The 21,699-nt window shown below is 59.4% G+C and carries 21 protein-coding genes; 10 read left to right on the forward strand and 11 right to left on the reverse strand.

Features of this window, described 5'->3' with window-relative positions; genetic code table 11:
- Nucleotides 1–72: 72 nt before the first annotated feature.
- The 5 genes from ACW9HW_RS19980 to ACW9HW_RS20000 all read right to left on the reverse strand — a co-directional run bounded on the left by ACW9HW_RS19980 (nucleotide 73) and on the right by ACW9HW_RS20000 (nucleotide 5,429).
- Nucleotides 73–714, reverse strand: coding sequence for a helix-turn-helix transcriptional regulator (locus ACW9HW_RS19980; protein ID WP_457401437.1), 642 nt, complete (start codon nucleotides 712–714; stop codon nucleotides 73–75).
- Between the two features lie 108 nt (nucleotides 715–822).
- A complete protein-coding gene (locus ACW9HW_RS19985) occupies nucleotides 823–1,950 on the reverse strand; it encodes an NAD(P)/FAD-dependent oxidoreductase (protein WP_457401438.1) in 1,128 nt (375 codons plus the stop codon).
- A gap of 150 nt (nucleotides 1,951–2,100) precedes the next feature.
- Nucleotides 2,101–3,045 (reverse strand): ornithine cyclodeaminase family protein, encoded by a 945-nt coding sequence (locus ACW9HW_RS19990; RefSeq protein WP_095193036.1) that lies wholly within the window; start codon nucleotides 3,043–3,045, stop codon nucleotides 2,101–2,103.
- Between the two features lie 141 nt (nucleotides 3,046–3,186).
- On the reverse strand, nucleotides 3,187–4,662 hold the full coding sequence (rhlB, locus tag ACW9HW_RS19995) for an ATP-dependent RNA helicase RhlB (protein WP_095193037.1): 1,476 nt from the start codon (nucleotides 4,660–4,662) through the stop codon (nucleotides 3,187–3,189).
- Between the two features lie 110 nt (nucleotides 4,663–4,772).
- Nucleotides 4,773–5,429 (reverse strand): alpha/beta hydrolase, encoded by a 657-nt coding sequence (locus ACW9HW_RS20000; RefSeq protein WP_095193038.1) that lies wholly within the window; start codon nucleotides 5,427–5,429, stop codon nucleotides 4,773–4,775.
- Nucleotides 5,430–5,897: 468 nt separating this feature from the next.
- Between ACW9HW_RS20000 and ACW9HW_RS20005 the strand changes: the two genes are divergently transcribed.
- The 4 genes from ACW9HW_RS20005 to ACW9HW_RS20020 all read left to right on the forward strand — a co-directional run bounded on the left by ACW9HW_RS20005 (nucleotide 5,898) and on the right by ACW9HW_RS20020 (nucleotide 10,077).
- The gene (locus tag ACW9HW_RS20005) at nucleotides 5,898–6,929 is read left to right on the forward strand and encodes an amino acid ABC transporter substrate-binding protein (RefSeq protein ID WP_095193039.1); all 1,032 of its coding nucleotides are present in this window, start codon (nucleotides 5,898–5,900) and stop codon (nucleotides 6,927–6,929) included.
- A gap of 65 nt (nucleotides 6,930–6,994) precedes the next feature.
- Complete coding sequence (locus tag ACW9HW_RS20010) at nucleotides 6,995–8,176, forward strand: amino acid ABC transporter permease (protein WP_095193040.1); 1,182 nt, start codon at nucleotides 6,995–6,997, stop codon at nucleotides 8,174–8,176.
- 10 nt (nucleotides 8,177–8,186) lie between these two features.
- Nucleotides 8,187–9,284, forward strand: a complete 1,098-nt coding sequence (locus tag ACW9HW_RS20015) for an amino acid ABC transporter permease (protein WP_095193041.1) — start codon at nucleotides 8,187–8,189, stop codon at nucleotides 9,282–9,284.
- A gap of 28 nt (nucleotides 9,285–9,312) precedes the next feature.
- On the forward strand, nucleotides 9,313–10,077 hold the full coding sequence (locus ACW9HW_RS20020; protein WP_003178331.1) for an amino acid ABC transporter ATP-binding protein: 765 nt from the start codon (nucleotides 9,313–9,315) through the stop codon (nucleotides 10,075–10,077).
- A 65-nt stretch (nucleotides 10,078–10,142) separates the two neighbouring features.
- Here the strand turns inward: ACW9HW_RS20020 and ACW9HW_RS20025 are convergent, their stop codons facing one another.
- Entirely contained in the window at nucleotides 10,143–10,628 is a 486-nt protein-coding gene (locus ACW9HW_RS20025) for a type II toxin-antitoxin system MqsA family antitoxin (RefSeq protein WP_095193042.1), read from the reverse strand.
- A gap of 47 nt (nucleotides 10,629–10,675) precedes the next feature.
- Complete coding sequence (locus tag ACW9HW_RS20030) at nucleotides 10,676–10,936, reverse strand: type II toxin-antitoxin system MqsR family toxin (protein ID WP_457401441.1); 261 nt, start codon at nucleotides 10,934–10,936, stop codon at nucleotides 10,676–10,678.
- 165 nt (nucleotides 10,937–11,101) lie between these two features.
- Between ACW9HW_RS20030 and ACW9HW_RS20035 the strand changes: the two genes are divergently transcribed.
- From ACW9HW_RS20035 to ACW9HW_RS20055, 5 genes are all read left to right on the forward strand, one after another.
- On the forward strand, nucleotides 11,102–11,761 hold the full coding sequence (locus ACW9HW_RS20035; protein ID WP_095193043.1) for a FadR/GntR family transcriptional regulator: 660 nt from the start codon (nucleotides 11,102–11,104) through the stop codon (nucleotides 11,759–11,761).
- The gene (locus ACW9HW_RS20040; RefSeq protein ID WP_095193044.1) at nucleotides 11,751–13,046 is read left to right on the forward strand and encodes a CynX/NimT family MFS transporter; all 1,296 of its coding nucleotides are present in this window, start codon (nucleotides 11,751–11,753) and stop codon (nucleotides 13,044–13,046) included. The genes ACW9HW_RS20035 and ACW9HW_RS20040 overlap by 11 nt, the downstream gene beginning before the upstream one ends.
- A gap of 111 nt (nucleotides 13,047–13,157) precedes the next feature.
- Complete coding sequence (locus tag ACW9HW_RS20045) at nucleotides 13,158–13,628, forward strand: nuclear transport factor 2 family protein (RefSeq protein WP_457401444.1); 471 nt, start codon at nucleotides 13,158–13,160, stop codon at nucleotides 13,626–13,628.
- Nucleotides 13,629–13,668: 40 nt separating this feature from the next.
- Nucleotides 13,669–13,980 carry a GIY-YIG nuclease family protein gene (locus ACW9HW_RS20050; RefSeq protein ID WP_457401445.1) on the forward strand — a complete coding sequence of 104 codons (312 nt, stop codon included), beginning with the start codon at nucleotides 13,669–13,671 and terminating at the stop codon, nucleotides 13,978–13,980.
- 88 nt (nucleotides 13,981–14,068) lie between these two features.
- Nucleotides 14,069–15,004, forward strand: a complete 936-nt coding sequence (locus ACW9HW_RS20055; RefSeq protein WP_457401447.1) for a glutathione S-transferase family protein — start codon at nucleotides 14,069–14,071, stop codon at nucleotides 15,002–15,004.
- A 140-nt stretch (nucleotides 15,005–15,144) separates the two neighbouring features.
- Here ACW9HW_RS20055 and ACW9HW_RS20060 read toward each other — a convergent pair whose 3' ends face one another.
- A complete protein-coding gene (locus ACW9HW_RS20060; protein WP_095193048.1) occupies nucleotides 15,145–15,495 on the reverse strand; it encodes a glutaredoxin family protein in 351 nt (116 codons plus the stop codon).
- A complete protein-coding gene (gene yejK / locus ACW9HW_RS20065; protein WP_095193049.1) occupies nucleotides 15,495–16,499 on the reverse strand; it encodes a nucleoid-associated protein YejK in 1,005 nt (334 codons plus the stop codon). Before yejK ends, ACW9HW_RS20060 begins: the two co-directional genes overlap by 1 nt.
- Nucleotides 16,500–16,893: 394 nt before the next feature.
- Between yejK and ACW9HW_RS20070 the strand changes: the two genes are divergently transcribed.
- Nucleotides 16,894–17,175: an HU family DNA-binding protein gene (locus ACW9HW_RS20070; protein ID WP_003221909.1), complete on the forward strand. Its 282-nt coding sequence runs from the start codon at nucleotides 16,894–16,896 to the stop codon at nucleotides 17,173–17,175.
- Between the two features lie 213 nt (nucleotides 17,176–17,388).
- On the opposite strand, the gene rlmF is transcribed toward ACW9HW_RS20070, so the two are convergent.
- Together rlmF and ACW9HW_RS20080 are read right to left on the reverse strand one after the other, a co-directional pair.
- Nucleotides 17,389–18,408 carry a 23S rRNA (adenine(1618)-N(6))-methyltransferase RlmF gene (rlmF, locus tag ACW9HW_RS20075; RefSeq protein WP_457401449.1) on the reverse strand — a complete coding sequence of 340 codons (1,020 nt, stop codon included), beginning with the start codon at nucleotides 18,406–18,408 and terminating at the stop codon, nucleotides 17,389–17,391.
- A 265-nt stretch (nucleotides 18,409–18,673) separates the two neighbouring features.
- Nucleotides 18,674–21,520: a valine--tRNA ligase gene (locus tag ACW9HW_RS20080; protein ID WP_457401451.1), complete on the reverse strand. Its 2,847-nt coding sequence runs from the start codon at nucleotides 21,518–21,520 to the stop codon at nucleotides 18,674–18,676.
- Between the last annotated feature and the right edge of the window lie 179 nt (nucleotides 21,521–21,699).

Consider the following 21,699-nt stretch of genomic DNA (forward strand, 5'->3'; position numbering starts at 1 on the left):
GGGAATGCATTCAACTGTGGGAGCGAGCCTGCTCGCGAAGAGGCCGGATCAGCCAATGCAACATCTGAAGGCTCAGCCCTTCAATTCCTTCAAATGCTTGTACACCGTCGCCCGCCCCATGTTCAGCACATTGGCCACATAGTTCGATGCGCTCTTGCCTTTGAATGCGCCCTCGGCGTGCAGCGCCAACACCAGTTCGCGTTTGTGATCGCGGGTCAGCAGGTTCAGGCTCAGCTGGCGCTCGCGCAGCCAGGCGTGGAGGAAGGTGTTGATCCGCTCCTGCCAGTCATCGCGGAACAGTGAATCCGGTTGCGGGATCAATTTGGTCGGCGACAGGAACAGATCCAGCGCAGCCTTGGCATTCTCGAACAGCGAAATATTCAGATTGATGCACAGCACACCCAGCGGATGACCTTCGCTGTCGCGCAGCACGGTGCTTACGCTGCGAATATTCTGACCATCCCAATTGAGTTTTTCGTACGGCCCGATATTTCGTTCGCTGACATCTTCGCTGAGCATGTCTTCCAGCGACGAGTCATCGCCGATCTCCCGTTTCGACAGGTTGTTGGCGATGTAGTCGACCTTTTGCGTGCGCAGGTCATGCAGCACCACCTCAGCGTGAGGGAAGAACAGCGTAGCGATGGCATCGGCGATCGCCCGAAAGTTATCCAGGGAGGCGTCGTTTTGGGCCGGGTCTTTTTCGGGGGCATTCATACAGTGGGGCTATTCATACGGTGGGGCTCCGGGGCGGCTTCAGTGCCCCGTAGAACGGGGCTCTGAAAGTGTGACGCAATCGTGGAGGCGCGTCACCTGAAGACAATGTCAGCCCAGGCGGGCAGGGGAGAGCATGTCGGCGCTCAGGCCGAAGCGGGTGAGTTGCTCGGGCAGTGCCTCGCCGCGTACCAGGGCGGCGCTGGCCTGACCCATGGCCGGCGACGTCTGGATGCCGTAGCCGCCCTGTGCCGCAACCCAGAACAGTCCCGGCACCTGTGGATCGAAGCCGGACAGCAAGTCGCCGTCGCTGACGAAACTGCGCAGGCCGGCCCAGGTACGGGTCGGGCGGCGGATGGTCAGGGTCGTGGCTTCTTCGATCTGGTAAATGCCCATGGCGATGTCCAGCTCTTCGGGCTGCACGTCGTGGGGTTCCACCGGGTCGGCGTTGGCGGGCGAGCCGAGGAACATCCCGGCGTCGGGTTTCATATAGAAGGATTCGTCGAGGCTGACCAGCATCGGCCAGTGATGGATGTCCACGTCTTCGGGGCCGGCGAAAATGAAGGCCGCGCGACGCTTGGGTTGCAGGCCCAATGGTTTGGCGCCGGCCAGCTCACCGATCTTGTCGGCCCAGGCGCCCGCGGCATTGATGACGACCGGCGCCTTGAAGGTCTGCGTGTTGGTCTGTACCTGCCAGATACCTTCGGCGTCACGGCTCAGGCCCTGTACTTCGCAGTCGGTGTGTACTTCGCCTTTGTTGCGGCGGATGCCGCGCAGGTAACCCTGGTGCAGGGCGTCGGTATCGATGTCGCTGGCGGTCGGGTCGTAGATCGCGCCGTGGACTTTCTCCCGGCGCAGAATCGGCAGGCGAGCGCAGGTTTCTTCGGCGCTGAGCAGTTGCATCTCTGGCACTGTGGCTTTCGCGCTCAGGTATTGGTTTTGTAATTCAGCCGGGTCGCCGCTGAAATCCACAGTCATCTCGCCACGCGGGGTCAGCAACGGGTGTTCGCAGAATCCACTTGGCGGGGCGTCGAAAAAATCGCGGCTGGCCTGGGTCAGGGCGCGAACCTGAGGCGTGCCATAGGCGGCGGTGAATAGCGCGGCGGAGCGACCGGTGGAGTGATAGGCCGGATGGGATTCGCGTTCGAGCACGATCACGCGCCCATGCTGCGACAGCCAGAAACCGGTGGAAGCGCCGGCAATCCCGCCGCCGATGATGATGAAGTCTGCCTGGCTCATGAACGTCTCCTGATCAAGCGTAAATGCCAATGTCGTAGAGATTTTCTGTGGGAGCGAGCCTGCTCGCGAAAGCGTCGGATCAGTCACTATCTATGTTGAATGAAAGATCGTATTCGCGAGCAGGCTCGCTCCCACAGGTGAATTGAGGTGTTAGTGCTGCAGGCGATAGATGGCATTGGCCAGCGCAATGTCTTCCAGGCCCAGGCCGATGGAGCGGAAGAACACGTGGCGGTTGTAGTCGGGGCGCTGCACCTTGTTGCTGAGCAGGTCCGGCAGGTCGCCGACGATCGCGTTTTTATTCCAGCCATGTTGTTCGCCAGCGATCAGCATTTCGCCGGCCGAACCCGGGGTGGTCTGACGATAATCGCAGAACACCTGCATGTCGTTGAGGCTCTGGGGTGGCACTTCGTGGGCGCGCGGGGCGTTGGTGCTGATGGAGGTGATCAGCGCCGGTTTGCTCAAGTCAGACGGGTCGATCACGGGACCTGCGGACGAGGTGCAAAGCATGATCACATCGGCGTCAGCAATGGCCGCTTCGCGAGTGTTCGCCAGGGTCAGGCGCGGGTCGAGGCTTTTCAGCAGGTTTGCGGTTTGCGCATCTTCGCTCAGGCTTGGCGAGTACAGGCTGATGCTCTGCCAGTCGCGCAGGTTTTTCACGTAATGCAAGTGCGCCTGGGCCACTTTGCCGCTGCCGATGATCGCCAGGCGAGTCGCTTTCAGCGGGGCGAGTGCATCGACGGCCACGGCGGTGGTCGCGGCGGTGCGTGCCGTTGTCAGCTCACCGGCATCACAGAGCAGCAGCGGTTGGCCGGTCTGCATCGACATCAGCAAGGTCCAGGCGGTCACCAGCGGCCCTTGTTCGCGCACAATATACGGCGAAGTCTTGACCCCGTACACGCCATCTTCGGCCAGCACACCCAGGTAGTTGATGAAATCGCCGGCCCCCTGTGGAAACTCCACCAGCTGTTGCGCCGGTTGTACCGCTTGCCCGGCAGCCAGGTCGCGGAACAGTTTGCGCAGGATCTGCGGCACGTCGACTTGCGTCAGCAGCTCGCGGGCCTGGGGTTGGGTGATCACGTAAGGGGTGCTGGACATGGTCGGCTCCGGGAGGGGCAGGTAAACTATTTTGTCTATTATGGACTTTTAGATATGTCTAGCAAGCTCTTCACGACGAAAAGACAGACGAAAAAAAAGCGCAGTCCGTTTCCGGCTGCGCCTCTTTCTGCACATCGTCAGTTAGTGACGTTTGCGCTCTACCGCCCGCAATAGATGCGTCGGTGGTGTTTCGCAGCTGATTTTGCGACCCAGCAACGCCTCGATGGACGGTAGCTGGTAGGAGTCGTCTTCGCCGGCGAAACTGATGGACACGCCATCGGCGCCGGCGCGACCGGTACGACCAATGCGGTGCACGTAATCGTCCGGGACTTCCGGCAGGGTGAAGTTGATCACATGGCTGATGCCGTCGATGTGGATGCCGCGACCGGCGACATCGGTGGCCACCAGCACGCGGATCTTGCCTTCGCGGAAACCTTCCAGGGTCTTGATGCGCTTGTGCTGCGGCACGTCGCCGGACAGCTGCGCGGCGTTGATGCCATCGCGCACCAGGCGTTCTTCGATGCGTCGCACTTCATCCTTGCGGTTGGCAAAGACGATGACCCGCTCCCAGCCGTTGTCGTTGACCAGGTTGTAGAGCAGTTTGTATTTGTCGGCACCGGCCACCGCGTAGATGTGCTGCTCGACGTTTTCGCTGGCCACGTTGGTGACTTCGATTTCGACGATCGCCGGGTCAGTGGTCCATTGCTTGGCCAGGTTCATCACGTCTTCGGTGAAAGTCGCGGAGAACAGCAGCGTTTGGCGCTCGCTCTTGGGCGGGGTCTGGCGAATGATCTGGCGCACCTGCGGGATGAATCCCATGTCGAGCATGCGGTCGGCTTCGTCCAGCACCATGACTTCGACCATGTCCAGGTGCACATCGCCGCGCTGGTTGAAGTCCAGCAGGCGGCCGGGGGTGGCCACAAGGATGTCGCAGTGACGGGCTTCGAGGTGTTTGAGCTGCTTGTCGAAGTCCATGCCGCCCACGAACGTCATGACGTTGAGGCCGGTGTATTTGGTCAGGTCCGCCGCATCCTTGGCGATCTGCACCACCAACTCGCGGGTCGGCGCGATGATCAATGCCCGGGGCTCGCCCATGTAGCGCTCTTTCGGCGGCGGGGTTTGCAGCAACTGGGTGATAATCGAAATCAGGAACGCCGCGGTTTTGCCGGTGCCTGTCTGGGCGCGGCCGATGGCGTCTTTGCCGGCGAGGGTGAAGCCCAGCACCTGCGCCTGGATCGGCGTGCAATACGGAAAGCCCAGGTCCTGGATGGCGTGCATCAGTTCCGGAGCAAGTTTGAAATCGTGGAAACGGGTTTTGCCTTCCTGGGGTTCGACGACGAAGTCTTCGAGTTTCCATGGAATGACCGGCGCCTTGGGCTTGGGTTCGCGACGCGGTTTGGCGGGTTTGGGTGCTTCACTGCGCACAGGTTCGGCAACGGTAACGGCGGCAGAAACAGGTTTGGGTTCATGTTTCGGGGCGGCTGCGGGAACGTGGCGGTCGGCCTGGCTGGCGTCGCTGCGATGGCCGTGGGAGTGCGACGGCGCGCTGGGGACTGGCGCGAGTTGCTCAGTCTCGCTTTTACCGAACATTTTCTTGAGTGCTTTGAGCACGGTCATCTCATCAATTGGTTAAGGAATATACGCCGGCCAGTGTAATGCAAGAATCGGGCGCGGCGTAGAGGGATGGATCAAAGGGCGCTTTTAAACAAAAAGAGCAACATAAAGGCTTAACGCAAACGTTCGGCCAGCCAGACCCCGATGTCGCGAATTTCCTCGGGTAACACTTCGTGGCCCATTGGGTATTCCTGCCATGTCACGGTGACACCATGCTGCTTCAGATACTCGTAGGCGGTACGGCCCATCGAATTCTGCACCACGTCATCGTACTGGCCATGCAACGACAGCACAGGAATGCGCTGCTGGCTGGCGGACAATTCAAGTTCATCGCTGAAGGTCGGTGCGTAGGTCGAGAGGGCAAGTACGCCACCCAACGGTCCCTGCCATTTCACAAACGCGGCGTGTAGAGCCACTGCGCCACCCTGGGAAAAACCTGCCAGGAAAATCCGCGAGGCGTCTATTCCAACGGCTCGCTGCACATCGATCAAATGAATGATCCTCTGTGCCGACTCTTCCAGTTGATCGCGGTTGATCGCGCGCGCCGGGCTCATGGCCAATATGTCGTACCAGCTGGGCATCTCGTAGCCACCGTTGATGGTAACGGCGCAGGTCGGGGCCTGAGGCAGAACGAAGCGGGTGGACAACAGCGTTTCCTGCAGTGCCTCGGCGACCGGCAGGAAGTCATATCGATCGGCGCCGAGGCCATGCAGCCAGATGACGCAGGCGTCTGCGGGCTTGACGGGTTCTAGAATCAGGGGCTCGGTCATGGCTGCTCCAAATGTGTGCGTGCGCGCTCATTGAGTGCGGGGCGTGAGTGCGCGTCTGGTTGATCAGTTACGAAGATGTCGCAAGGTTACAAGTTTTGCTATTGACCTGTCGCTTAACTGCTTTGGAAGCCAGTGTGGTACGGGCTTTGCTATAGGGAAGCTGGTACGAAAATCCCACATCTGTCGGTAACACTATCAGGCCATTTTTGGCGGTGGGATAGCAAAAAATCCGGTGATGGATGTTCGCCAGTGGCCGCTACGGGCTTCGCGAACTTGAAAGGGCTACAGCCCGTTCGGCCGATTGGTGAGAAGTGAGTTGTCCATTTTGTGGATTTTCTCCTACTAGACTCATAGCTACGGTCTCTACGTCGGTTGACCCTAAAACAAGCCAACTCGGGTCGACAACGCCTCAAAAGGGTGCGACAGGACTCACGCTCCGACACAACAAGAGCAAAACTGGAGGTTTGAATGAAGATGTTGAAATCCACTCTGGCAATCGTGACTGCAGCCGCAGTTCTCGGTGTCAGCGGGTTCGCTCAGGCGGGTGCAACCCTGGATGGAGTGAAGAAGAAAGGTTTCGTGCAGTGTGGCGTCAGCGATGGCCTGCCAGGCTTCTCGGTTCCGGATTCCACCGGCAAGATCGTGGGTATCGATGCTGACTTCTGCCGCGCCGTCGCCGCTGCCGTGTTCGGCGATGCGACCAAGGTCAAGTTCAGTCAGTTGAACGCCAAGGAGCGTTTCACCGCTCTGCAGTCGGGCGAAATCGACATCCTGTCGCGCAACACCACCATGACCAGCTCCCGTGACGCCGGCATGGGCCTCAAGTTCCCAGGCTTCATTACCTACTACGATGGCATCGGCTTCCTGGTAAACAACAAGCTCGGCGTTAAAAGCGCCAAAGAGCTGGATGGCGCGACCATCTGCATCCAGGCCGGTACCACCACCGAGCTGAACGTTTCCGACTACTTCCGCGGTAACGGTCTGAAATACACCCCGATCACTTTCGACACCTCCGATGAAAGCGCCAAGTCGCTGGAATCCGGTCGTTGCGACGTGCTGACCTCCGACAAGTCCCAACTGTTCGCCCAGCGCAGCAAGCTGGCTTCGCCGAAGGACTACGTGGTTCTGCCGGAAACCATTTCCAAGGAGCCTCTGGGTCCGGTCGTACGTAACGGCGACGACGAGTGGCTGGCCGTGGTGCGCTGGACTGGCTACGCGCTGCTCAACACCGAAGAAGCGGGTATCAGCTCGAAGAACGTCGAAGCCGAAGCCAAGGCCACCAAGAACCCGGATGTCGCTCGTATGCTCGGCGCTGACGGCGAATACGGCAAGGACCTGAAACTGCCGAAAGACTGGGTCGTGCAGATCGTCAAGCAAGTCGGTAACTACGGCGAAATCTTCGAGAAAAACCTCGGCAAGAGCACTCCGCTGGAAATCGACCGCGGGCTGAACGCTCTGTGGAACGCTGGCGGCATTCAATACGCACCACCAGTGCGCTGATGGTTCTATCACCCGGTAGGCCAACTGCCGGGTGATGTTCTGTTCCATTATTTCCGGGGCACTTCATGCAAAATTCAATCGGCGCACCAAAGCAGAGGCTCAGCCTCAGCGATCCAAAAGTGCGTGCGTGGCTCTTCCAGATCATCACCATTGTCGCGGTGGTCTCGATGGGCTGGTACCTGTTCGACAACACGCAGACCAACCTTCAGCACCGGGGCATTACCTCCGGTTTCGACTTTCTGGAGCGCAGTGCCGGATTCGGCATCGCTCAACACCTGATCTCCTACACCGAAGCGGACAGTTATGCCCGTGTGTTCGTGATCGGCCTGCTCAACACGTTGCTGGTGACCTTCATCGGCGTGATCCTGGCGACCATCCTCGGCTTCATCGTCGGCGTGGCCCGACTGTCGAAGAACTGGATCATCGCCAAACTGGCGACGGTGTACGTGGAGGTTTTCCGTAACATCCCGCCACTGTTGCAGATCCTGTTCTGGTACTTCGCGGTGTTCCTGACCATGCCGGGGCCGCGCAACAGCCATAACTTCGGCGACACCTTCTTCGTCAGCAGCCGTGGCCTGAACATGCCGGCCGCGCTGATGGCCGATGGGTTCTGGCCGTTTGTGATCAGCATCGTCGTGGCCATCGTCGCCATCGTGCTGATGACCCGCTGGGCCAACAAGCGTTTCGAAGAAACCGGCGAGCCGTTCCACAAGTTCTGGGTCGGCCTGGCGTTGTTCCTGGTGATCCCGGCGCTGTGCGCCTTGATTTTCGGTGCACCTGTGCACTGGGAAATGCCGCAGCTCAAGGGTTTCAACTTCGTCGGTGGCTGGGTCCTGATCCCGGAACTGCTGGCCCTGACCCTGGCGCTGACGGTGTACACCGCGGCGTTCATCGCCGAGATCGTGCGTTCGGGCATCAAGTCGGTCAGCCACGGCCAGACCGAGGCGGCCCACTCGCTGGGCCTGCGCAATGGCCCGACCCTGCGCAAGGTAATCATCCCGCAAGCCCTGCGCGTGATCATTCCGCCGCTGACCAGCCAATACCTGAACCTGGCGAAAAACTCCTCGCTGGCGGCCGGTATCGGTTACCCGGAAATGGTGTCGCTGTTCGCCGGGACCGTGCTGAACCAGACCGGGCAGGCGATCGAGGTGATTGCGATCACCATGAGTGTGTACCTGGCGATCAGTATCAGCATTTCCCTGCTGATGAACTGGTACAACAAGCGCATTGCGCTGATCGAGCGGTAAGGAAAAGCGCATGAGTACTCATACTTTCAAACCTGACATGCCACCTCCGAGCCGCAGCATCGGCGTCGTGGCGTGGATGCGCGCGAACATGTTCTCCAGCTGGCTCAATACCCTGCTGACCCTGTTTGCGTTCTACCTCATCTATCTGGTGGTTCCGCCGATCCTGCAGTGGGCGATCCTCGACGCCAACTGGGTCGGCACCTCCCAGGCCGACTGCACCAAGGACGGCGCTTGCTGGGTGTTCATCCAGCAGCGTTTCGGCCAGTTCATGTACGGCTATTACCCGGTGGACATGCGCTGGCGCGTGGACTTGACCGTGTGGCTGGCGGTCATTGGCGTGGCACCCTTGTTCATCTCGCGCTTCCAGCGCAAAGCCGTTTACGGGCTGAGCTTCCTGGTGCTGTACCCGATCATTGCCTGGTGCCTGCTGCATGGCGGCGTTTTCGGCCTGACCCAGGTGTCGACCAGCCAATGGGGCGGCCTGATGCTGACCCTGGTGATCGCCACCGTCGGCATTGCCGGTGCGCTGCCCCTGGGGATTGTCCTGGCCCTGGGCCGTCGTTCGAACATGCCGGCGATTCGTGTGGTCTGCGTGACCTTCATCGAATTCTGGCGCGGCGTGCCGTTGATCACGGTGCTGTTCATGTCCTCGGTGATGCTGCCGCTGTTCCTGCCAGAAGGCATGAACTTCGACAAGCTGCTGCGGGCGCTGATCGGCGTGATCCTGTTCCAGTCGGCCTACGTGGCCGAAGTGGTGCGCGGCGGTCTGCAAGCGATTCCCAAAGGTCAGTACGAAGCGGCCGCGGCGATGGGCCTGGGTTACTGGCGCAGCATGGGCCTGGTGATTCTGCCGCAAGCCCTGAAGCTGGTGATCCCCGGCATCGTCAACACCTTCATTGCGCTGTTCAAGGACACGAGCCTGGTGATCATCATCGGCCTGTTCGACTTGCTCAACAGCGTCAAGCAAGCCGCCGCCGACCCGAAATGGCTGGGCATGGCCACCGAAGGCTATGTGTTCGCCGCCCTGGTGTTCTGGATTTTCTGTTTTGGTATGTCCCGCTATTCCATGCATTTGGAACGCAAGCTGGACACAGGCCACAAGCGCTAAGTCGCTACCTAATTTAGGAAGTTCTCTGATGAGCGAAGCAATCAAACAGCCTGTGAGCCCTGAAGGCATTATTCAGATGCAGGGCGTGAACAAGTGGTACGGCCAGTTCCACGTGTTGAAAGACATCAATCTGAACGTCAAGCAGGGCGAGCGTATCGTGCTGTGCGGCCCGTCGGGTTCCGGCAAGTCCACCACCATTCGTTGCCTCAACCGTCTGGAAGAGCACCAGCAGGGCCGCATCGTGGTCGATGGCGTGGAGCTGACCAACGACCTCAAGCAGATCGAAGCGATCCGCCGTGAAGTCGGCATGGTGTTCCAGCACTTCAACCTGTTCCCGCACCTGACCATCTTGCAGAACTGCACCCTGGCGCCGATGTGGGTGCGCAAGATGCCCAAGCGCAAGGCCGAGGAAATCGCCATGCATTACCTGGAGCGCGTACGCATTCCAGAGCAGGCGCACAAGTACCCGGGGCAACTGTCCGGTGGTCAGCAACAGCGTGTGGCGATTGCCCGTGCGCTGTGCATGAAGCCGAAAATCATGCTGTTCGACGAACCGACGTCGGCACTCGACCCGGAGATGGTGAAAGAAGTACTCGACACCATGATCGGCCTGGCCGAAGACGGCATGACCATGCTCTGCGTGACCCACGAAATGGGCTTCGCCCGCACCGTGGCCAACCGCGTGATTTTCATGGACAAGGGTGAAATCGTCGAACAGGCCGCGCCGAACGACTTCTTCGACAACCCGCAGAATGATCGGACCAAGTTGTTCCTGAGCCAGATTTTGCATTGATGCCAGGCTGACTCGTAAAAACAAACCCGGCCTTGTGCCGGGTTTGTTTTTATACTTTCGGGGGCTTAGGAAACCGTGACCGTTTCATAATCCTTGTGCTCGGTATATTTGAACCCGCCCCGCAAATCCGCACCTTCGCCCAGGACTTTCGCATCGGCAAGCAAATGCGGATAGCGATCAAGCAGGCGCATCAGCAGCATCAACGCCTTCGGCGGAAGTACTTCACCGCGTTCGTACCGTGAAAACGCGTTGTGCCCGCCACCTGACAGGAGTTGCACCGTTTCTTTTTGCGTAAGGTGCAGCTTGCGACGGATGCGTTTCATCTCGGCGCCGATCATTTGCCTGGCAGCGATGACCAGCGCATCACCTGCTTCGCCATAACGCTCTGCGCTATCGGGGTCCCACTCGACTTCCCCGCACTGCTGGCATTCCCAGCCAGAAAGATCATCGACACGGCGCTCCATGCCTTTGACACTCAAGGTTTCGCCGCGCCCCTCGAAATGCCTCATTCCCTCACGTGCACCGCAGCTGAAACATTGCTGGGTTTTCATGGGTTTTTCTCCTTGAAGGATATTACCGGTGGGCCGCCGGCAGGGCGCTATGTCACCTTGATGTAAATCTCCAGATCTTGTGAGTTTATGTGATACACGTCCTGCCACACTCGATGATCCTCATAGGTGGTCATAGATTTGTACAACATCTTTTTCTGCAACTCGAAGACGATCTCTTGCATCTCTTTGAGACTGAAGCCCAGATCCAGTCCGGTTTTCTCTGCGCTCTTGGTGAATGCTTTTCTTCCAAGCCGCCTGACATCTGCCTTGATCAGTGCCAAGTCATAATGGGGTGTGTTCTTTTCCATAAGAAACCCTGACCCTATCCATGAAATTACCCTTAAAGGGTAATTTTGACTAATCGAAAATCCCGCTCCTTTCCCTCCCACTGACCGTAGGCTGTTGCTGTCCTACATGGATCTGACTAACATGTCAGAAAATTCATCCTATGATTGGATGAAAGGGCGAATCCTATGTCAGACATTTCTCCATTAGTGAAACGATCCCTGGTCGATCAGGCCCTGGATCAGTTGCGTCAGCGCATTAATCAGGGCGTTTGGGCGGTTGGCCAACGCTTGCCTACCGAACCCGAGCTGTCCGCCGAACTGGGCATCAGCCGCAATACCGTGCGTGAAGCCATGCGGGTACTGGCGTTTTCCGGGTTGATCGAGATCCGCCAGGGCGATGGCAGTTACCTGCGGGCGGTGGTCGATCCGCTGGACACCCTGAAGGTGTTGTCGCAGTGCTCCCTTGAACAGGCCCGCGAAACCCGTCACATCCTCGAGGTTGAAGCCATTGGCCTGGCCGCTTTGCGCCGTACCGATGAAGACCTGGTGGTTTTGCGCGAGGCATTGGGTGTCAGCGGCAGCCACTATCATGGCGACCTCGACACCTATATCGCTTGCGATCTGGTGTTCCACCGGCGCCTGGTGGACGCCGCGCACAACCCGACCCTCAGCGAGTTATATCGCTATTTCTCCAGTGTCGTCGGCGCTCAGCTGCGGCACTGCCTGAACATCACCCCGCGCCGCCAGGAAGTGTTCGACCTGCATATCGAACTGCTCGAAGCGGTCGAGCAGCGCGACCCGGAACGGGCCAAAGCTATATCGAGGCAGTTGATCAATGAACCTTGAAACCGATAACGCCAGCCGTCACCTTCCACAATCCAAACGCGCGGCGGAGCTTGAAGAGCTACTGATTGATGCCGAGGCCGATGACGAACAGGTCCAGCAAAGCCATCCGATCCTGCGCCGTCCATGGTTGCTGCTGCTGGGCCTGATTCTGGTCGCGCTGAACCTGCGTCCAGCGTTGTCGAGCATGGCGCCAATGCTCAGCGAGGTGTCGAAAAGCCTCGGATTATCGGCGTCGCAGGCCGGGTTGCTGACGACTCTGCCGGTGCTTTGCCTCGGTTTGTTTGCGCCATTGGCACCGATTCTGGCGCGGCGCTTCGGTGCCGAGCGAGTAGTACTGGGCATCCTGCTGACACTGGCGGGCGGGATCATCCTGCGCAGCTCATTCGGTGAGATTGGTCTGTTCGCCGGCAGTGTGCTGGCCGGTGCCAGCATCGGTGTAATCGGTGTGTTGCTGCCGGGGATCGTCAAACGCGACTTTCCGAAACAGGCCGGGACCATGACCGGCGTCTACACCATGGCCCTGTGTCTGGGCGCGGCGATGGCGGCGGGTGCAACCGTGCCGTTGAGCGAACATTTCGACAAGAGCTGGGCATTGGGCCTCGGTTTCTGGGTGATTCCGGCGCTGGTCGCGGCGCTATTCTGGCTGCCACAAGTCGGTCAGAAACACGGCGCGCATAACGTCGCCTATCGCGTCCGGGGATTGCTGCGCGACCCATTGGCCTGGCAAGTGACCTTGTACATGGGCCTGCAATCGTCCCTGGCCTACATCGTGTTCGGCTGGTTGCCTTCGATCCTGATCGGTCGTGGACTGACCCCGACCCAGGCGGGCCTGGTGCTGTCGGGTTCGGTGATCGTTCAACTGATCAGTTCCCTGGCCGCACCCTGGCTTGCCACCCGTGGCAAGGACCAGCGCCCGGCGATCGTGATCGTCATGGTGATGACCCTCGGTGGTCTGTTCGGTTGCCTCTACGCCCCGATTGAAGGCCTGTGGGGTTGGGCGATCCTGCTTGGTCTGGGGCAGGGCGCGACCTTCAGCCTGGCGCTGACCCTGATCGTACTGCGCTCGCGGGACTCGCATGTCGCGGCCAACCTGTCGAGCATGGCCCAGGGTTTCGGTTACACCCTGGCGTCCATGGGGCCGTTCGCGGTGGGCATCGTGCATGACTTGACCGGCGGCTGGACCGCCGTGGGCTGGATCTTTGGCGTGATTGGCCTCGGCGCCATTGTTGCCGGCCTCGGTGCCGGACGTTCGCTGTACGTTCAGGTGCAAAGCGAAAAAATCTGAATCCTCGTACCACCGGCATTCGGCCCACGAATGCCGGTGGTCTTGTGTGCATTTGCAGACTATCGTGCAGGCAATCTTTCGATGCCGATTTGCACAACAGGGAGTCTGCCCATGAGTGAAGCCCACAGCGCCTTGATCACCCGGTTCTACCAGGCCTTTCAGCGGCTCGATGCCGAGGCCATGAGCGCTTGCTATACCGATGACGTGGTATTCAGTGATCCGGCGTTTGGCGAGCTTCGCGGCCGTGATGCCGGCGATATGTGGCGCATGCTCACCACCCGCGCCAAGGATTTCTCCCTGACCTTCGACAACGTGCGCAGCGACGAGCGCACCGGTGGCGCCCATTGGATCGCGACTTATCTGTTCAGTCAGACCGGCAACACCGTGGTCAACGACATTCAGGCTCGCTTCGTTTTCCGCGACGGCAAGATTTGTGAACATCACGACAGTTTCGATCTGTGGGCCTGGTCCCGGCAGGCCCTGGGTTTCAAAGGCTTGCTACTGGGCTGGACGCCGCTGGTACGCAATGCCGTTCGCGGGCAAGCCCTGAAGGGGCTGAAGGCATTTCAGGCCAGTCGCTGATAAGATTGCGGCTTGTTTCCCTTCAAGCCTTGATCGATCCGTGACTTCCCACAGCGAAAATCCTGTCGACGCTGACTCTCCCGTGAGCAAGCCCTGGTTCGTCTACCTCGTGCGCGCGGCCAATGGTTCGCTCTACTGTGGGATCAGCGATGATCCCGTGCGCCGCTTCGCCAAGCACCAAAGCGGTAAAGGCGCGCGCTTCTTTCTCTCCAGCCCGGCCATGGCGCTGGTCTATACCGAAGCCTGCCGCGACAAAAGCGAAGCGTTGCGTCAGGAACGGTTGATCAAAAAACTCAAGAAGAGCGCCAAGGAGTGTCTGGTGGCCAGTGCTGCTGCCGGCTTATCAATCTGACTGATCGGTTCCCATCAGGCGGATCTGTAGGCTGCCAACCGATTGCGCGCTAAGCTGGAGGCTCATTTTGAGTGCGGCGGAGCCGAGCATGTCCGAGTTGATTCTTCATCATTACCCGACGTCCCCCTTCGCCGAAAAGACCCGACTGTTGTTGGGATTCAAAGGGCTGTCCTGGCGCTCGGTGAAAATCTCGCCAGTGATGCCAAAACCCGATCTCACGGCCCTGACCGGTGGCTACCGCAAGACCCCGGTGTTGCAGATCGGCGCGGATATTTATTGCGATACGGCGTTGATCGCCCGTCGTCTTGATCAGGAAAAAGCCCTCCCGGCATTCTTCCCGGAAGGCCAGGAAATGATCGCCGCAACCTTCGCTGCCTGGGCCGATTCGGTGGTGTTCCAGCATGCGGTCAGCCTGGTGTTTCAACCGGAATCGATCGCTGTTCGTTTTGGCAATTTGCCGCAGGAAGCGATCAAGGCATTTCTGGCAGATCGCGCGGGTTTTTTCAGCGGAGGCAGCGCTACAAAGTTGACGGCCGGGCAAGCGCGGCATCAATGGCCGACGATCATGGCGCGCCTGGAGCAACAGTTACAGCGCGAGGAAGGTGATTACCTGTTTGGCGAGCCGTCGATTGCCGACTTCGCCATGGCGCATCCACTGTGGTTCCTCAAGGCAACACCGGTGACGGCGCCGCTTGTGGATAACTATCCGGCCGTGTCGGCCTGGTTGGCACGGGTGCTGGGTTTCGGCCATGGGGCGCCGAGCGAGATGACTTCGGAAGAGGCGCTGGCAATAGCACGCAACACTACGCCTGCTGCGTTACCGGATGAGCAGTTCATCGATCCGAACGGGTTCGAGGTTGGCCAGCAGGTGGTGATCGCGGCGACTGACTATGGCATCGATCCGGTGGCGGGGGAGTTGATGTTTGCCGGTAGCGAGGAGTTGATCGTGCGTCGCGAGGATGAACGGGGTGGTTGGGTGCATGTGCACTTTCCGCGGCTGGGCTTCCGCATCGAAACTCACTGATTCACCTACAGACACACACACACCTGTGGCGAGGGAGCTTGCTCCCGTTGGGCAGCGGAGCGGCCCCAAAAAAGAGGGACTGCTGCGCACTCCAACGGGAACAAGCTCCCTCGCCACAAGGATTGTGTAAACCTGATTAATTATTTCAGCGCAGCCAGAATCGCATCCGGGTCATACCCGCGAATCAGCGTCCCGTTCACATCAATGAACGGAATCCCGCCACCGCCCAGCGCCTCGTAAGCCTTGCGTGCCTCGGCATCTTTCTCGATATCGAATTCCTTGTACGGAATGCCTTTCTGATCGAGAAAGCGCCGGGTCAGTTTGCAGTAGCCGCACCATTCGGTGGTGTAGAGCACCACATTGGCCGTGGCCTGGGTCTGCTCGGACACCACTTGCGAGGGATTGAACAGCCGCTCGATCTTGCCCCAGTTCTGATAAACCACCACCACCAGCAGGATCAGCAGAACTTTTTTCAGCACGTTACCCAGCATCAGTTGCGGCGCTTGAGCTGGTCGGTGAGCGAGGTCGGCAAGCCCTTGATGATCAGGGTGCCAGCTTCTTCGTCGTACTCGATCTTCGAGCCCAGCAAATGCGCTTCGAAGCTGATCGACAGACCTTCGGCGCGACCGGTGAAGCGGCGGAACTGGTTCAGGGTGCGTTTATCGGCCGGGATCTCCGGCGACAGGCCGTAGTCCTTGTTGCGGATGTGATCGTAGAAGGCTTTCGGACGATCCTCGTCGATCAGTTCCGACAGCTCCTCCAGGCCCATGGGCTCGCCGAGCTTGGCCTGGCTGCTGGCGTAATCCACCAGGGTCTTGGTTTTTTCCCGGGCGGAGTCTTCCGGCAGGTCTTCGCTTTCGACGAAGTCACTGAAGGCCTTGAGCAGGGTGCGGGTTTCGCCCGGGCCATCGACGCCTTCCTGGCAGCCGATGAAGTCGCGGAAGTACTCAGAGACTTTCTTGCCGTTCTTGCCCTTGATGAAGGAAATGTACTGCTTCGATTGCTTGTTGTTCTGCCATTCCGAGACGTTTATGCGCGCCGCCAGATGCAGCTGGCCCAGGTCCAGGTGACGGGACGGGGTTACGTCCAGTTGCTCGGTCACCGCCACGCCTTCGCTGTGGTGCAGCAGGGCGATCGCCAGATAGTCGGTCATGCCTTGCTGATAGTGCGCGAACAGTACGTGGCCACCGACCGAGAGGTTGGATTCTTCCATCAGCTTTTGCAGGTGTTCCACCGCCACGCGGCTGAATGCGGTGAAGTCCTGGCCGCCATCAAGGTATTCCTTCAGCCAGCCGCTGAATGGAAAGGCGCCGGACTCCGGGTGAAACAGACCCCAGGCTTTGCCTTGTTTGGCGTTGTAGCTTTCATTGAGGTCGGCAAGCATGTTCTCGATGGCTGCGGACTCGGCCAATTCAGAGTCGCGAGCGTGGAGAACTGCAGGAGTGCCGTCGGGTTTTTTGTCGATCAGGTGGACGATGCAATGACGGATCGGCATGGGCTTCTCGGCTGGTTGGAGAGAGCGGGGCGGGCTCTCCGAAAAAGCGCTCAGTGTACCGCAACCGCTGCTTTTGGCGCGGTACGAAGGGCAATTGCACGGGGCCCGACAGTGCTTATGCGTTTTTTTGCCGATTTAGAGCAATAAAGCTGACCAAATGGGTAGCTAGAGGCGGATATTTCCCCGTCTCTGTGCTAGTTTTGCCCGGTCTTACGCGAAGTCACTGCGTTAAGCGTGCAGTCAGCAATTGTCAGGTCGAACCAAACCCTGATTTCGGCATCTATAACCCGACTCGTCGCGGTTATCGCCGAGGGTGCCAGATCCAGAAGATCGGGCTCGATGGCTGACACTGCACTCTGCAATCCATATGAATTTGATAGGGAAGGAACACTACATGGCTCTTACTAAAGACCAACTGATCGCCGACATCGCTGAAGCTATCGACGCGCCAAAAACCACCGCGCGTAACGCTCTGGACCAACTGGGCCAAATCGTTGCCGATCAGCTGGAAAACGGCGGCGAAATCACTTTGCCAGGCATCGGCAAACTGAAAGTGACTGAGCGTCCTGCCCGTACCGGTCGTAACCCTTCGACTGGCGCAGCCATCGAAATCCCTGCCAAGAAAGTGATCAAGCTGGTTGTGGCCAAAGGCCTGACCGACGCTGTGAACAAGTAAGACGCAGCGATAAAAAAAACCGTGCGCCGGAGTAATCCGGGCACGGTTTTTTTGTGTCTGCGATTTGGCGATATTCTGCAAGCACCCCTGAACTACTTATGGGAGCGAGCCTGCTCGCGAAGGCGGAGTGTCAGTCACTAAAGAAATCGGCTGATCCACCGCTTTCGCGAGCAGGCTCGCTCCCACAGGGGAGGCTGTGTCGGCTACTAAGCTTTAGCGCGTCCAGCGTTCGCGGCGCCAGATCTGCTGTTCGGACTTGGTCTGGAAGGTCCAGGCAACGAAGCGACTCTGTTTCTGTCCTTGCGACATCTCCACGACCTGGCTTTCCAGTACGCCCGCCTTTTTCAGTGCGGTCTCGATGGCCGGCAGGTTCGAGGCTTTCGACACCAAGGTACTGAACCACAGCACCTTATGCTGGAAGTGAGCGCTTTCGGCGATCAGTTGCGTCACGAAACGCGCTTCACCCCCTTCACACCACAATTCCGCCGACTGACCGCCGAAGTTCAGCACCGGCAGTTTGCGTTTCGGGTCGGCGCGGCCCAGTGCGCGCCATTTGCGTTCGCTGCCCTTGGTGGCTTCGGCCATCGAGGCGTGGAAGGGTGGGTTACACATGGTCAGGTCAAAGCGCTCACCCGGCTCCAGCAAACCGATCAGGATGTGCTTGGGATTGGTTTGCTGGCGCAACTGGATGGCTTTGTTCAAACCGTTGGACTGGACGATGGCTTTAGCCGAGGCCACCGCCGTCGGGTCGATTTCCGAGCCTAGAAAGTGCCAGCGGTAGTCACTGTATCCGATCAACGGATAAACGCAGTTGGCGCCCATACCGATATCGAGGACATTGACCTGCGCACCGCGCGGGATTTTGCCGTCGTTCATGCTGGCCAGCAGGTCAGCCAGGAAGTGCACGTAATCGGCACGGCCCGGCACCGGTGGGCACAGGTAGTCCGTTGGGATGTCCCAATGGGCGATGCCGTAGAAAGCCTTGAGCAGCGCCCGGTTGAACACGCGTACCGCATCCGGGCTGGCGAAGTCGATGCTTTCCTTGCCATACGGATTGATGATCACGAACTTCGCCAGTTCCGGTGTGCTTTTGATCAGCGCCGGGAAGTCGTAGCGACCCTGATGGCGATTGCGCGGATGCAGGCTGGCCTTTTCACGCGGCTCGACGGCTTTGGTCGGGGTCGCGGTTTCAGGCTTCTTGCGCGCAGGTTTGGGTGTGCGGGGGGCGTTCATGGGCGTGGTCGATTCGGGTATGGCTGAAAGTGGCGAGCATTGTCCCACATCCTGCCGTTGTGAACCCCATTGTGAAAATCACTGCATCACCCTGTGGGAGCGAGCCTGCTCGCGAAAGCGGTTTGTCATTCAACATTGATGTTGGCTGATGTGGCCTCTTCGCGAGCAGGCTCGCTCCCACAGGAGGGTGTGGTGTTTTGGGGAAAGGTACGGGCACAAAAAAGGGAGGCCTTTGCGGGCCTCCCTCTTTCATTGCGATTTGCCGTTACAAGCTGGCAATCCGCGCATGCTGCTCCGCCAGTTTGCCCAAGGCTTGTTCAGCCTCGGCCAGTTTGGCGCGTTCCTTGTCGATGACTTCAGCCGGCGCCTTGTCCACGAAGCCAGCGTTGGACAGCTTGCCGCCGACACGCTGCACTTCGCCTTGCAGGCGCTGGATTTCCTTGTCCAGACGCGCCAGTTCCGCACCTTTGTCGATCAGGCCGGCCATCGGCACCAGCACTTGCATCTCGCCAACCAGCGCGGTCGCCGACAGTGGTGCTTCTTCGCCGGTTGCCAGGACGGTGATCGATTCGAGGCGCGCCAGTTTTTTCAGCAGTGCCTCGTTTTCGCTCAGGCGACGTTGATCCTCGGCGCTGACGTTCTTCAGGAACAGCGGCAACGGTTTGCCCGGGCCGATGTTCATTTCGCCACGGATGTTACGCGTGCCGAGCATCAGGCCCTTGAGCCATTCGATGTCATCTTCGGCGGCTTGATCAATGCGCTCTTCGTTGGCCACTGGCCAAGGCTGAAGCATGATCGTCTTGCCTTCGATGCCGGCCAGCGGCGCGATGCGCTGCCAGATTTCTTCGGTGATGAACGGCATGAACGGATGCGCCAGGCGCAGGGCCACTTCCAGCACGCGAACCAAAGTGCGACGGGTGCCGCGCTGGCGCTCAACCGGTGCGTTTTCGTCCCACAGCACAGGTTTGGAGAGCTCCAGGTACCAGTCGCAATACTGGTTCCAGATGAACTCATACAAAGCTTGTGCAGCCAGGTCGAAACGGAACTGGTCGAGCTGACGGGTCACTTCGGCTTCAGTGCGTTGCAGTTGCGAAATGATCCAGCGATCGGCCAGCGACAGCTCGTAGGCTTCGCCGTTCTGGCCGCAGTCTTCGCCCTTGTCCAGCACGTAGCGCGCGGCGTTCCAGATTTTATTGCAGAAGTTGCGATAGCCTTCGACGCGGCCCATGTCGAACTTGATGTCGCGACCGGTGGACGCCAGCGAGCAGAAGGTGAAACGCAGGGCGTCGGTGCCGTAGCTGGCGATGCCGTCGGCGAACTCGTCGCGGGTCTGCTTCTCGATCTTCTTCGCCAGTTTCGGCTGCATCATGCCGGAGGTGCGTTTCTGCACCAGCTCTTCCAGCTCGATGCCGTCGATGATGTCCAGCGGGTCCAGGACGTTGCCCTTGGACTTGGACATCTTCTGGCCCTGGCCATCACGTACCAGGCCGTGCACGTAGACGGTCTTGAACGGCACCTGCGGCGTACCATCCTCGTTCTTGATCAGGTGCATCGTCAACATGATCATCCGGGCAACCCAGAAGAAGATGATGTCGAAACCGGTGACCAGCACATCGGTGGAGTGGAATTTCTTCAGGAATTCGGTCTTTTCCGGCCAGCCCAGGGTGGAGAAGGTCCACAGGCCCGAGCTGAACCAGGTGTCCAGTACGTCGTTGTCCTGCTGCAGGGCAACGTCCGGGCCGAGGTTGTGCTTGGCGCGCACTTCGGCTTCGTCGCGACCGACATAGACTTTGCCCGACTCGTCGTACCAGGCCGGAATCCGGTGGCCCCACCACAGCTGACGGCTGATGCACCAGTCCTGGATGTCGCGCATCCACGAGAAGTACATGTTTTCGTATTGCTTGGGTACGAACTGGATGCGGCCGTCTTCAACGGCGGCAATCGCCGGCTCGGCCAGCGGCTTGGTGGACACGTACCACTGGTCGGTCAGCCACGGCTCGATGATGGTGCCGGAGCGGTCGCCTTTCGGTACTTTCAGGGCGTGATCGTTGACGCTGACCAAGAGGCCGGCCGCATCGAACGCCGCCACGATTTGCTTGCGCGCTTCGAAACGGTCCAGGCCGGCATATTCAGCCGGGATCTTGCCGTCGATGCTTTCGTTCAGCGTGCCGTCGAGGTTGAACACCTGGGCGGCTGGCAGAACGATGGCGTTCTTGTCAAAAATGTTCAGCAGCGGCAGGTTGTGGCGCTTGCCGACTTCGTAGTCGTTGAAATCGTGGGCCGGAGTGATTTTCACGCAGCCGGTGCCGAATTCCGGATCGCAGTAATCGTCGGCGATGATCGGGATGCGGCGGCCGACCAGCGGCAGCTCGACAAATTTGCCGATCAGGGCTTTGTAGCGTTCGTCGTTCGGGTTAACGGCCACGGCGGAGTCGCCGAGCATGGTTTCCGGACGAGTCGTCGCGACGATCAGATAATCGTTGCCTTCAGCGGTCTTCGCGCCGTCGGCCAGCGGGTATTTCAGGTTCCACAGGAATCCTTTTTCGTCGTGGTTTTCCACTTCGAGGTCGGAAATCGCCGTGTGCAGCTTGGTGTCCCAGTTGACCAGACGCTTGCCGCGGTAGATCAAGCCGTCTTCGTGCAGGCGTACGAAGGCTTCCTTGACGGCTTCCGAGAGGCCGTCGTCCATGGTGAAGCGTTCACGGCTCCAGTCGACGGACGAGCCGAGGCGGCGGATCTGACGGCTGATGTTGCCGCCGGACTGATCCTTCCATTCCCAGACTTTCTCGAGGAACTTGTCGCGGCCCAGATCGTGGCGATTCTGACCCTGGGCTTCGAGTTGACGCTCCACCAGCATTTGCGTGGCGATACCGGCGTGGTCGGTGCCCGGCTGCCACAGGGTGTTGCGACCCTGCATGCGACGGAAACGGATCAGGGCGTCCATGATCGCGTTGTTGAAGCCATGCCCCATGTGCAGGCTGCCGGTGACGTTCGGCGGCGGGATCATGATGGTGTAGGACTCGCCCGCGCCTTGCGGGGCGAAGTAATTCTCGGACTCCCAGGTGTTGTACCAGGAGGTTTCAATGGCGTGCGGCTGGTAGGTCTTATCCATGCGCGGCGGGACCCTATTGGCATTTATTCAGGAAAAGCCGATGAGTATAGCGGGGATAAGCTGTTACGCGTAGAGCGAGAGGCCAATGGATAGGGGAAAATTCGCGACGGGCCGGGGGTATGTTTGGCCTGTCCCGACGCCTTCGCGAGCAGGCTCGCTCCCACAGAGGTGTGCAATCA

This window comes from Pseudomonas sp. SDO5532_S415 (assembly GCF_054071155.1).